The organism is Bacillus sp. EB106-07-01-XG149 (genome assembly GCF_058791555.1).
In genome coordinates this window covers 414,954-428,057 of sequence record NZ_JBYTDP010000001.1, presented here as the reverse complement: position 1 = coordinate 428,057, position 13,104 = coordinate 414,954, and the positions used below count along the sequence as shown (strand labels likewise).

Genomic DNA, 13,104 nt, shown 5'->3' with positions numbered 1-13,104 from the left:
AGGAAGGGGGATTAAGATGGGAGAAGAGAGTTTGACTAAGTTATTTAGAATAGATTGTGGTGATATATACCTACAAGAGTTTACGTTCAAAGATGCAGAGAGTATTTATAAAATATCAAATCAACCAGAAATAGAAAAGTTTTTACCAGACTGGAAATCAACGAAAGAACAAAGCGTTTCTTCATGCAGTGAGAACTACGACTAACATAGATGATCACATATTAAGACTAGGAATATTTAAGAAAATCACAAATGAATTTATTGGATGGTGCTGCACAGGTATGAAAGGCGAACTCCCTGCACCGAACAGAGAAATTATGTATGCTGTTTCAAGTGAATATCATAATAATGGTTATGCAACGAAAGCGACTAAAGGCTTAATCGGCTATTTGTTTGAAAATACAAATGTGGATGCCCTTAACGCAATTGCTTTAATTAAAAATGTACCATCAAATAAAATTATTGAAAAATGTGGATTTACTTATTTGGGTCAACAGACGATAGAAAATCAACTATATAATCATTATGTATTGACTAAATCAGTGTGGATCAAAAATATTGCTCTTTAAAGGCGTTAGTTAAAAATATAGCTTTGGGAAGGAAAAGACTGATAAAGCAATCGGTCTTTTTTCTTTTATATAATAAAGATTTGATATACATTGTCTTTCCTGCCACTATACAATTATTATAAGATAGTTATGCGTTAATTTTAGTTTGAAAACAGTTTTATTGTCAGTTTTTTTAGAAATCTTACAAGCGTGTAAGATAAATGAAAGATGAATCAATATGAGCATTAAGACAATTCATTTACACTCTATTGTGAGAAGTGCAAATGAAGGGAGAATAGAAATGGAAATTTTACATGCGAAAAATATTAGTAAAGTATATAAAGGGAAAATACCTTTTAAAGCATTAGTAGATATTGATTTATCAATTCAAGAAGGTGAATTTATAGGGATTATGGGTCCATCTGGTAGCGGGAAAACTACATTATTAAATATGGTATCTACTATCGATTCTCCGTCTTCAGGAGAAATTTTAATAAATGGTACAAATCCTTTCCAGTTATCATCAGAAGATTTAGCTTTATTTCGTAGGAAACAATTAGGATTTGTTTTTCAATCATTTAATTTACTTAGCACACTTACAGTAAAGGAAAATATCGTACTGCCGATGACTTTAGATGGTGTTGCTGTGCAAGAAATGAACAAACGAGTACAAGAAATTGCAGCGAAATTAAATATAACAGATATATTGAATAAAAGAACGTTTGAAATATCAGGGGGCCAAGCTCAAAGAACAGCAATCGCTCGTGCAATTGTTCATAAGCCGCAATTATTACTTGCAGATGAACCAACAGGAAATTTAGACTCTAAATCTTCAAATGATGTAATGGAGATGTTAGATATTCTCAATAAGGAAGAAAAAGCTACGATGATGTTAGTTACTCATGATCCGTATGCAGCGAGTTTTTGCAGCCGAGTAATCTTTATTAAAGATGGTCAACTATATAACGAAATTTATTGTGGCGAAAGCAGGCAAACATTTTATCAAAAGATTATGGATGTCCTTTCTTTGTTAGGAGGGAAAAGGCATGACTTTTCGTCAGTTCGCATTTAACAATATTTTTCGCAATAAGCGTACATATGCTGCCCATTTTTTAAGTAGTGCATTTTCTATTATGATTTTCTTTACGTATGCTCTTTTATTATTTCATCCTGATTTACAAGGTGAGTTGAAATCGACAAGTGCAACAATAAGTGCATTTGGTACATTGGGATTTTCAGTTTCGCAAGGATTGATTTTTGTATTTTCATTTTTCTTCATTTTATATTCAGTTAGTTCGTTTTTAAAAACGCGTAAGAAAGAATTTGGCATTTTAATGATGCAAGGTATGTCAATGAGACAGCTTAAAAAATTATTATTAATTGAAAATATGCTGATTGGACTTGGTTCAATTTGTATAGGGATTTTCATTGGACTCATATTTTCTAAACTAGTCTTATTGATAAGTGCAAGTGTATTAATGATTAATAATGGCTTACCTTTTTATATACCAGTGCGGGCTGTATTATTAACAGTTATCACATTTCTTTTCTTGTTTTTAATTGTTTCATTATTTACATTTAAAATGATAAAAGTAACGGAACTTGTGGAACTTATTCGAGCAGAGGAAAAGCCAAAACCTGAACCGAAATCTTCAATTTTATTATCACTACTTTCTTTAATTGGTATAGGCTATGGATATTTTTCAGTATTTCGCTTCATATCAAGTACCAATTTTATTACGCTTGGAATAGGTGTGCTCCTAGTAATTATAGGAACGTACTTTTTATATACACAGTGTAGCGTTTATATATTGCACTTTGCTAAAAGGAGAGAATCTTTCTTTTTAAAGAGAACAAATATATTAACATTTTCTGAATTAATTTACCGTATGAAAGATAATGCAACGATGTTTTTTATAGTATCTATTGTTTCAGCAGTTGCATTTACAGCAATTGGTACAACAGCCGCAATTGGAAATAGGGATTTGGTAAGGATGACAAATCCCTATACATTTTTGTATGGAAGTTTTGAAAATGACAAAGTATTGAATAAAAATCTTTCTATTATAAAAAAACACCTTTCTGATGCTAATATTCCGTACCGAATGGCTTCATCTTCATATATATACACAGAAAATGGCGTAAATGTAATGAAGTTAAGTGAATATAACGATCTTGCTAAAGCACTAGGCTATCAACAAGAAATAATTGAAAAAGAAGATGAAATTTTATTAATTCCTGGAGTCGTATCACAAAAACAAGAATTTAAAAATGGCGAGTATAAAAAGAATATAGAAGTCATTCAAGGTGACTGGACAAAGACATTTTATGTGAAAAAAGCTGTAGAAAATTTAGTTTTACCACATGATTCTAGAACTATTTATATCGCTGTTCAAGATCAAGTATATGATGGAATACCTCTTACTAGTGACCCAGTTAATAAAGAAATTCCATATCGTACTTACGGATTTGTTGTAGACGATTGGATGAAAACGAAGGGGATTTCAAATGAATTAATTAATACATTTGAGAAAGATACTAGGGTAGGTAATTTTCAATTTCGAGCTTTAACTATAGATTTGTTAAGTGCGAAGCAAACGAATGGGTTATTACTTATGGCAAGTGTTTTAGTCGGAATCGTCTTCTTTACGTTCGCTGCTAGTTTTATTTATTTCAGATTATATACAGATTTGGATCGCGATCAACAGCAATATAAAATGATTTCGAAAATGGGATTAAGTAGAGGTGAGTTGAAAAAAGTTGTAACGAGGCAGTTATTATTAATGTTCTTCTTACCGATTGTCGTTGCAGTGATTCATACTGTAGTCGCTTATATGGCATTACAGCAATTAGTCGATTTTTCTATCATAAATAGTTCTATCGTTATTTTAATTTCATTTATATGTATACAAGTATTATATTTCTTTATAACTCGTTGGCGTTACCTGCAAAAGCTTTATAAGGTTATGGAGCAATAGAATTTATTAGCTTGTAAGACTACACTAAAGTATGTGGAAAAATGAACTGTATGATGAAAGGAAACGAGATGAAAAGAACTTTAACTATTTTTATGTTAATGATACTACTATTAATAAGTTTTAGTGCATGTTCTAAAAAGGAGAATCCATTTCCAGCAAACGGTTTATTAACCATTGGAGATGAAAATAAAATTTCACCAATTATTAATCGTTATCAGGAAATTACGAAAGCCAATGAAGTGTTTTCTGTGAAAACAGGTACTTATGGAAACGGACGGGTATTAATTTTAAATGAATCTACAGCACGAGCATTGATTAAAGATAAAGTTTTTCGTAAACGAGATAATGGCTCAAATTTTATACCTATAAATACGTTACCGAAATTCTCAAAAGAGGGTTCGCTACTGTTTGCACAAGAAGACGAAAAGACTTTGAGAAGTATTAAATTAGAAGGAAAAGAGGTTCCTGTTATATACAATAGTGACGCTTGGATAGGTAACAAACGTATTTATCCAACGCAATGGTATGTGATTGTATCAAAAAATGATTTATATAAGGAGATAAAAGCAAATGAAACGAAAATGCATCTTCTTCAATTTAAAAAAACTTTAGGTGATGAAAACCCTAAAATGTCGACAGATAATACATTGGTTAATGAAAATGTCAAAGTAAAAAAGCTAATTAAAGGATTGGAAGGAGACGTATCTTTTCAGTTTGTAACGATTGGAGAAAAACCTTAAAAAAGAGTTCGAGGCTGATGAAAATTTTATCAACCTCGAACTCTTTTTAGTTTATAGATCACTCAAATATTTTGCCTTACATTACTTCATTTAATCGAGTCTCACTCGTTTCTTCAATCGCATTTGAATTTTGAACCGAATTGTTTTGGTCTTCTTTTTCTTTACGAGACTTTTGTAGCATTTCAAGGATGATCCATAAAGGAATACCTTTATCCTTTAACATCTTCCATAAATCTAATTCATTAAATTTATGCTCAGGTTGTTTCATTTCTTTTTCAGATGAACGAATATCAAACTTGATAGGATCATTTACTTTCTTACTTTCAAGTTTAGTAGAAGAGATAGTATTATGCTCAAGAGTAGATGGAGTTATGTTAGTAGGTTGAGATAATGTATGAATATTTGATCCGATTTTCATGCTTTTTCCTCCTTTTCAAGCAATGAGATTAGTTTTCTTATGGTTTTTAAATCTATTTAACATGAGGAAACTATATCTAATTATAAATTCAAATAATCAGATTTACAAGTTGTATTGTAAACAGTAAATGTTTACTTGAATTAATATTTATCAACATTTGTATATGTTTTCTATATATACAACGTATATAAAATACTTTACATTATGTTTAAGTTATTAAAGCATGCTGTGAATTTTTTAAAAGAAAAATGTAAACGTTTTATTAGGGGGGGAAGTATGGGGAAGTTATTTTTAAAAATATGTTTTTTCGTATTAGTGACTGTATGTTCATTCGCAATAAAAATAACGTACGCTGAAGAGAGACAACAAAATAATTATCCTATCATATTGGTGAATGGATTTGCTGGATGGGGTAGAGAAGAAATGCTTGGCGTAAAATATTGGGGTGGTGTTCATGATATACAGGAAGATTTGAAACAAAGTGGTTATATGGTACATACCGCAGCTGTTGGACCTGTTTCTAGTAACTGGGATCGTGCATGTGAATTATATGCGCAAATTAACGGTGGTACAGTAGACTACGGTGCCGCACATGCTGAGAAACATGGACATAATCGTTTTGGTAGAACTTATAGTGGTTTTGCACCGAATTGGAGTGAAACAAATAAAGTTCATTTAGTTGGGCATAGTATGGGTGGACAAACGATTAGAACATTAGTACAGCTATTAAAAGAAGGTAGTTTTGAAGAAAAGAATTATGTGAAAAATCACCCAGACACCAAAATATCACCACTATTTGAAGGCGGAAAATCATATGTTCATAGTGTGACAACATTAGCAACCCCTCACAACGGTACAACACTTGCGGATGGTAGTCTTCTGCTGCCGTTCGTTAAAGATTTACTCATTACAGCTGCAAGCTTTGGAGGAAACAATAATTTATCGTTATATGATTTTAAATTGGATCAATGGGGTATAAAGAAGAATGCTGGAGAGTCCTTTTTCCAATATAGTAATCGTATTCTAAATAGTTCAATTTGGAAAAATACAAAAGACATTAGTCAATGGGATTTAAGTACTGATGGTGCAAAGGAGTTAAATAATTGGGTAAAGACGCAACCGGATGTGTATTACTTATCTTATAGTGGACATGCATCACAAGCAGCACCTATAACAGGTTTACATTTACCTCATATAACGATGAATAAAGTGTTGATGGGGAATGCATTTTTCTTAGGTTCTTATGCGAGATATGAAGAAAACCGTCCGTTAGTTGATACTTCTTGGTGGCAAAATGATGGTGTAGTAAATACAAATTCTATGATTGCACCATCTTCTAATGTTGCTGTAAATAATAATGAGTCATTACAGGTTGGAAAATGGAATCATATCGAAACGAAAGCGAATTGGGACCATCTCGACATGGTAGGATTAAGTGTTTCAGATACGTTAGGTTTTTCTAGCATTCAAGAATTTTATAGAACAATTGCTGAAAAGCTATCACGTTTACCGAAATAGGTAATAATAAAGCGCTCTCGATGGAATTCGAGGGCGCTTTATATTATATTGAAAGAGGGATATGGTAGAAAAATATGGGGGGATATTATGAAAGTTCAAGTTGTATTATCAGGATATGGGACAGTAGGAAGAGAGTTTATAAAATTATTAAATGAAAAATATTTATATATAAATGAATCATATGGAATAGATTTAGTGGTAAGCGCTGTATTAGGTAGAAATGTTGCAATACATAATGAGGATGGATTATCTATTCATCACTTATTAACGTACGGTGGCGGTAGCGCTGCAATTGAAGAATACATTGAACATCATCCAGAGGAACGAGCAACAACTAGCATAAGTGGAACTGTATTAGTAGAATCAACAGTTACAAACCTTAAAGATGGAAATCCAGGAAAACAATATATAAAACAAGCGATTGAGAAACATATGGATATTGTCGCAATTTCAAAAGGCGCACTCGTTACAAACTGGAGAGAACTAAATGAAGCAGCAAAAATCGCAAATGTACGAATTCGATATAGTGGTGCAACTGCGGCCGCATTACCGACACTTGATATTGGTCAATTTAGTTTAGCTGGTTGCCATATTGAAAAAATAGAAGGAATATTAAACGGGACAACAAATTATATTCTTACGAAAATGAATGAGGAAGATATTACGTTTGAAGAAGCACTGAAAGAAGCGCAAAGTAAAGGGATTGCTGAAACGAACCCAATATTAGATGTAAGTGGTTCTGATAGTGCGTGTAAATTGTTACTTTTGACAAATAGTTTAATGGGAACAGAAAATACGCTTACTGATATACATATAAAAGGAATCGAACATGTTACAAAACAACAAATTCGAAATGCTAAAGAACAAAATAAATATATTAAATTAATAGCTTCAGCATATAAGGATAAGGACGGTAAAGTGGTTCTTCATGTGGAACCGTACGAAATAGATAAAGATCATCCGCTAGCAAAAGTAAATGGGACAGAAAAAGGAATTACGTTCTTTACAGATACGATGGGGCAAGTTACTACAATTGGTGGTGCTTCCAATCCACGCGGAGCCGCAGCAGCAGCTTTAAAAGATGTAATTAACTTATACCGCAAAGATTTATCCCTTAGTAATAGGCAGTAAAATGCCTGTTACTAAGGGATAATAATCAGTGGGTGATAATCAGCCCCATTGATTAAAGTTCCACTTTATAAGACCGTACCGCCCTTTATAAAAAATACATATGTAGTGGACCTTTTGAGAATGAAATAAATATGCAAAAATGATTGCAGGGGGTAAGGAATTGTTTAAAGATTTTAAAGTTGTGAAAGATCGTCCCGTTTATATTCAATTGAAAGATTATTTGAAAAAGATGATTATGAAAGGTCATTTGCTCGGGGATCAAAAAATCCCTTCAACTAGGGAATTAAGTGAATTACTAAGTGTGAGCAGAAATACTGTACTCGCTGCTTATGCGGATTTAGAGCAAGAAGGACTCATTTATGCAGTTAAAGGTAAAGGGAATTTTGTAGCTAAGGTTGATATATCGAACACTTCGTCTGTTGAAATAGATTGGAAAAATAAACTTAATACCGTTACCTTATTAGCGGATGAATTAGATTTAATGAAACATGGTGTTCGCTGGGAAAAAGGAATGATTGTTTTTAATAGCATTGCTCCGGACGAAAAGCTATTTGATGTGGAAAATTTCAAAAGAGCTTTTCTTACTCGTATGTCCATTGAAGGGGATGTCGTATTAAACTACGGATACGCAAAAGGTTATAGACCGTTAATGAATTATCTACTTCATTATATGGAAATGAAAGGTGTAGATATTTCGAACAAAGATATTTTAATTACAAATGGATTTACAGAAGGATTAGACATCGTGCTATCCTCGTTATCAAAGAAATCAGGGCGGGTTATTTGTGAGAATCCAACTCACCATGCTGCATTGAAGCTTTTCCGTTTACATGGACTTGAAGTTCACGGAATTAATATGAATGAAGATGGCATCGATACGAACGAAGTAGAAAAAAGTTTGCGTGAAAAAGAGTTTGATTTCGCATATTTAATTCCTTCCTATCATAATCCAACCGGTATTGTTACGAGTTCGGAGAAAAGAACGGAACTGATGAGATTATTCTCAAAATATAAGGTTCCTATTATAGAAGATGGATTTAATGAAGAGCTACGTTATTCAGGTTCACATTTAGCACCATTATTAACTTTTGCTGGCGCTGGTAATAATGTAATTTATATTAGTAGCTTTTCAAAGGTACTTTTCCCTGGCTTACGTGTAGGCTGGATCATCGCAGATAAAGAGCTGATTCATCATTTAGAAAGTGTAAAAAGAGCAAGAACGATTCACACATCTACGTTAGATCAAGCTGTTCTATTTCAATATTTACATGAAGGATATTTTGAAAAATATTTAAAAAAGGCAAGATCAGTTTATAAGAAAAAATATGAGTTAGCTGTTGGGGCGTGTAATGAGTACATTCCGTTTCAAAGAATGACCGGTGATGGTGGACTTCATTTATTTATAGAGTTAGAAGAAAAAATTCATGCCCGCACACTTTTACAAAAGTGTTATGAGCAAGGGGTTACATTTTCTCCTGGAGATGTTTTTTATTCTGATGGAGGAGGAGCGACTACTTTTCGATTAGGATTTTCACGTCTGAAAGAAGAAGAAATAGTTCGTGGAATCAAAATAATCGGTGATACAATAAAAAATGAAATTTGGAGTTGAGGAAATGAGAATTGGCGTTATTATGGGTGGAGTATCCTCTGAAAAACAAGTATCAATTATGACTGGAAATGAAATGATTGCAAATTTAGATAAAAATAAATATGAAATCGTACCAATTACGTTAAATGAAAAAATAGATTTAATCGAAAAAGCGAAAGACATTGATTTTGCGCTGCTCGCATTACACGGAAAATACGGAGAAGATGGGACGGTTCAAGGCACGCTTGAAAGTTTAGGTATTCCTTATAGCGGGAGCAATATGTTATCTAGCGGTATGTGTATGGACAAAAATATTTCGAAAAAGATTTTACGCTATGAAGGTATAGAAACACCCGATTGGATTGAACTTACAAAAATGGCGGATCTAAATCTTGATGAATTAGATAAGTTAGGATTTCCGTTAGTGGTAAAACCAAACTCTGGTGGATCAAGTGTTGGGGTAAAGATTGTATATGATAAAGATGAATTAATTTCAATGCTGGAAACTGTGTTTGAATGGGATTCTGAAGTAGTAATAGAGAAGTATATAAAAGGTGATGAGATTACATGTTCAATTTTTGATGGAAAACAGTTACCTATTATTTCAATCCGACATGCAGCTGAGTTCTTTGATTACAATGCAAAATATGATGATGTTAGTACAATTGAAGAAGTTATCGAGCTTCCAGCTGAATTGAAGGAACGTGTAAACAAAGCGTCACTGGCTTGTTATAAAGCATTGAAATGCAGCGTTTATGCAAGGGTGGATATGATGGTAAAGGACGGAATTCCATATGTAATGGAGGTTAATACATTACCAGGGATGACACAAGCAAGTTTACTACCGAAAAGTGCAGATGCAGCTGGTATTCATTATAGTAAACTATTAGATATGATTATTGAAACTTCATTAAAAGTAAGAAAAGAAGAAGGGTTTTAAGTAGCAGTATCATGAATGTTTTTGACAGTAACATGAAGTATGTTATGATGAATACAATACGAAAATTAAATATTTATCCACTAGGGGGGCCTATTATAGGCTGAGATCAAACGAGAATTTGAGACTCTTAGTACCTGATCTGGTTAATACTAGCGTAGGGAAGTGGGAAGACATTACTATTTTATGAATAAATACTGTCACTTTCACTTTCTTTACGTTTGTAAAGAAAGTTTTTTTATTTTACAGATTTAATAACTGTGGGTAAATACTTAAATTTTATACTTTATTGGAGGGATTTAAATGAAATTTTCACAATCATTACGTCAAGAAGTAGATTCAATTTGGGAAGCTAGTTTTCATCACCCTTTTGTAAAACAACTTGGTGAAGGAACTTTAGATTTAGCTAGTTTTCGCTATTATGTGCTTCAAGATTCATATTATTTGAGTCACTTTGCTAGAGTACAAACTTTAGGAGCTGCAAAAGCACTGGAATTAGAAACAACAGCTCGTATGGCACACCATGCTCAAAATACATACGAGGCGGAATTATCTTTACATGAGAATTTTGCGGAGAAACTAGGGATAACACAAGAAGAAAAAGATAATTTTATCCCTGCTCCAACTGCATACGCTTATACTTCACATATGTATCGTGCTGCGTATGAAGGACATTTAGGCGATATCATTGCAGCAATTTTACCTTGCTATTGGTTGTATTATGAAATTGGTGAGCGTTTAAAAGAGTATCAGCCAGAAGAGCCAATTTATAACGAATGGATTTCTGCTTATGGATCTGATTGGTTCCGTACGCTAGTTGAAGAGCAAATTACAAGATTAGATACTATCGCTGAAAACGTAACAGAGTCTGACCGTAAGCGAATGAAACAGCATTTCATTATTAGCAGTCAATATGAATATTCATTTTGGGAAATGGCTTATACTTTAGAAAAGTGGCCAGTGAATACAGAAGTAGAAGATGTCATTGGATAATGAGTAGGGGTATTGCTATACATAGGTATGGATAATACCTATGTATATGATTTCATAAAAGAAGTATCGCAAAAAGACGCATCAATCTAAGTGCGTCTTTTTTCAATTTATAAAAATGAGCCTATGGAAAAATAACCTAAAAATAGGTATATGAACAAGGTGCATTATCTAGTGATAGGTCATATTTTGTAGGGGTACGTATTGAACTTAGTTTATAGCGCTATTTCTACTTAGATTTAACGAACAGAAATATAGGAAAGCATTGAAAAGGTTGAAGTTTATAAACGGAGGTCATGAAAATGAATAAGTTTCAACAAGAACTACAAGCGTTAAGCCTTAATGATTACCAATCTGGAAATATTGTGTATTGGGACCAGCAAAACCAATATCCATATTACTATATTGAAGATGATGCTCGTCGCTGTGGCGGTTGTGGTCGCTGTGGTGGTTGTGGCGGTCGCTGTGGTGGATTTCGTTGTGGTGGATTCCGTTGTATTGGTTGCTTCGGTTGTTTTGGTTGTGGCGGTTGTGGTGGCTGTGGTAGTTGTGGTGGTTGTTCTAATTGTTTTAGTGGTTTTAATGGTACTACTGATACAACTGGTACTATTGTAACATATGAATATTGATTAGAGAAAAAAGGAATCCATTTGTGAAGTATTATACAATTTTTATAAAAAAATTTAATCAAAACACATGTAGCATCCTTTAATTTAAAGAAACAATTTATCCCACCTTTTTATAAACATTGTGACTTTATTTCAAATCAACAATCGAATGTCTTTTTTATGTTCTATACCATTTATGCGATCTTTGACTTTCGTAAGTAAATTTATTGCACCAGAACCAAAAAGAAGGGCTTCTATCAGCCCTTTTTTCTTTTTTCATATTTCTCATATAATTAAACTTAATCATAAAAAAATCTTACCACCTTATAAATTTTTACAACTATGTAACTATTTTTATTAAATGCACCGCTCTAGTATACAAAATTAAGAACTTGAGATAAGGCGCTTTGTTTCTGTAAGATGTTTTTGTTTTACTTTATATTACGATTTATAGACCTGAAACCATTTTATTGTGATATAATTTGTTTTTGTCATTATGAATGTATATATGTTAGGAGTTTTTTATGGAAATCGGTTCTGAATTAAAAAATGGTCGCCACTCATTTTTTGATGGTGGATTATTCAGCTTTATTGGTTGGAGTATCCTTGGTGTACTTATTACAGTTTTTACCCTTGGTATTTGTTACCCTTGGGCTTTATGTATGGTTTATGGTTGGAAAATAAATCATACAGTAGTTAACGGGCACCGTATGAAATTCAATGGTTCTGCTGTAGGCTTGTTTGGTAATTGGATAAAATGGTTGCTCTTATCAATTATCACTCTAGGAATCTACTCATTCTGGGTTTTCATTAAACTTGAAGACTGGAAAGTAAAAAATACTACATTTATCAATTAAAAAACATTAGCTTTATAATACCAGTCTATAACGACTGGTATTTTTATTTATGGTATGAAAAACGAAAATATAGATAAATAGCCCATGCTCATTCAGTTAACAAATATGAATACCTCCAGAACAAAAATTCCATACATTTTGAAAGAAACCTTTTTATTTTTCGCTCTGAAGAATATCCGTTTCTTAAGTTAATGGTTTTGAAGTCATCCTTAAATGAAAATTTTCTGTCTCTACATTTAGTTATTTTGAGACTTTTCTTTTTCTTAAACTGTTGGATATGAGTACCTTCTAGTATAAATTTACCATTTAAAAAAGTGATTCTAACAACATTAGGATTGTATCATATAGCACAATGTAATTTGTGTTACATAGCAAGAAAAATAATCAAAATTTAAAGCCTGAAAAAGAAGCACCAAAGCAAATTACATTGGTGTTTCTTTTTTTGCGCTTTCGGGCACAGTGGTTCCTGCAGCACTATTATAAAAGCAATTTCGGATGTAAGGAATTTGTAAGTAATAGGTAAGGAAAAAGAGATTTTCATTGTATATGATAAAAATATAAAGTGGCGCGAAGGGGGAAAAGGGTACGACTTATATATGAAAAACAAACCAGTAACAAGAGTGTTTTAAAGAAAATAAGTAATTTCTAGAGTTAACATACATGTGAAAAAGAGAGCGAAGGCATTTTATATTGAAGTTTGTTTATAATAGTTTTTTAACCTGTTAGGGGGGATCGTAAAGTAGATTATTAATCGCCTTGAAAATATCTATGACCTTATAGTACTAGGCATG

Annotated in this window: 11 protein-coding genes, 1 pseudogene and 1 riboswitch; of the genes and pseudogenes, 11 read left to right on the top strand and 1 reads right to left on the bottom strand. The window is 32.6% G+C overall.

Annotated features, from left to right (window positions below):
- The first annotated feature begins 16 nt into the window (after positions 1 to 16).
- From AC3WTA_RS02290 to AC3WTA_RS02275, 4 genes and pseudogenes are all read left to right on the top strand, one after another.
- Positions 17 to 569 (top strand): annotated as a pseudogene (locus AC3WTA_RS02290) (GNAT family N-acetyltransferase).
- A gap of 280 nt (positions 570 to 849) precedes the next feature.
- Positions 850 to 1,620: an ABC transporter ATP-binding protein gene (locus AC3WTA_RS02285; protein WP_000404253.1), complete on the top strand. Its 771-nt coding sequence runs from the start codon at positions 850 to 852 to the stop codon at positions 1,618 to 1,620.
- Positions 1,595 to 3,526, top strand: coding sequence for an ABC transporter permease (locus AC3WTA_RS02280; RefSeq protein ID WP_000144149.1), 1,932 nt, complete (start codon positions 1,595 to 1,597; stop codon positions 3,524 to 3,526). The genes AC3WTA_RS02285 and AC3WTA_RS02280 overlap by 26 nt, the downstream gene beginning before the upstream one ends.
- 68 nt (positions 3,527 to 3,594) lie before the next feature.
- On the top strand, positions 3,595 to 4,266 hold the full coding sequence (locus AC3WTA_RS02275; protein ID WP_098632040.1) for a lipoprotein BA_5634 family protein: 672 nt from the start codon (positions 3,595 to 3,597) through the stop codon (positions 4,264 to 4,266).
- A gap of 76 nt (positions 4,267 to 4,342) precedes the next feature.
- On the opposite strand, the gene AC3WTA_RS02270 is transcribed toward AC3WTA_RS02275, so the two are convergent.
- Entirely contained in the window at positions 4,343 to 4,684 is a 342-nt protein-coding gene (locus AC3WTA_RS02270; RefSeq protein WP_000690182.1) for a DUF3914 domain-containing protein, read from the bottom strand.
- Positions 4,685 to 4,960: 276 nt separating this feature from the next.
- On the opposite strand from AC3WTA_RS02270, the gene AC3WTA_RS02265 reads away from it, so the two are divergent.
- From AC3WTA_RS02265 to AC3WTA_RS02235, 7 genes are all read left to right on the top strand, one after another.
- Positions 4,961 to 6,202: an esterase/lipase family protein gene (locus tag AC3WTA_RS02265; protein ID WP_098632000.1), complete on the top strand. Its 1,242-nt coding sequence runs from the start codon at positions 4,961 to 4,963 to the stop codon at positions 6,200 to 6,202.
- 87 nt (positions 6,203 to 6,289) lie between these two features.
- Positions 6,290 to 7,333 carry a homoserine dehydrogenase gene (locus AC3WTA_RS02260; protein ID WP_000868161.1) on the top strand — a complete coding sequence of 348 codons (1,044 nt, stop codon included), beginning with the start codon at positions 6,290 to 6,292 and terminating at the stop codon, positions 7,331 to 7,333.
- Positions 7,334 to 7,493: 160 nt separating this feature from the next.
- Positions 7,494 to 8,942 (top strand): MocR-like pyridoxine biosynthesis transcription factor PdxR, encoded by a 1,449-nt coding sequence (gene pdxR, locus AC3WTA_RS02255; RefSeq protein WP_000471626.1) that lies wholly within the window; start codon positions 7,494 to 7,496, stop codon positions 8,940 to 8,942.
- Between the two features lie 4 nt (positions 8,943 to 8,946).
- The gene (ddlB, locus tag AC3WTA_RS02250) at positions 8,947 to 9,861 is read left to right on the top strand and encodes a D-alanine--D-alanine ligase (protein WP_002096579.1); all 915 of its coding nucleotides are present in this window, start codon (positions 8,947 to 8,949) and stop codon (positions 9,859 to 9,861) included.
- A gap of 72 nt (positions 9,862 to 9,933) precedes the next feature.
- Positions 9,934 to 10,039: riboswitch (TPP riboswitch) on the top strand.
- A 122-nt stretch (positions 10,040 to 10,161) separates the two neighbouring features.
- Complete coding sequence (gene tenA, locus AC3WTA_RS02245; protein ID WP_000672760.1) at positions 10,162 to 10,851, top strand: thiaminase II; 690 nt, start codon at positions 10,162 to 10,164, stop codon at positions 10,849 to 10,851.
- 293 nt (positions 10,852 to 11,144) lie between these two features.
- The gene (locus tag AC3WTA_RS02240; protein WP_098631997.1) at positions 11,145 to 11,477 is read left to right on the top strand and encodes a heterocycloanthracin/sonorensin family bacteriocin; all 333 of its coding nucleotides are present in this window, start codon (positions 11,145 to 11,147) and stop codon (positions 11,475 to 11,477) included.
- A gap of 503 nt (positions 11,478 to 11,980) precedes the next feature.
- Entirely contained in the window at positions 11,981 to 12,313 is a 333-nt protein-coding gene (locus tag AC3WTA_RS02235) for a DUF898 family protein (RefSeq protein ID WP_000402399.1), read from the top strand.
- The last annotated feature ends 791 nt before the right edge of the window (positions 12,314 to 13,104 follow it).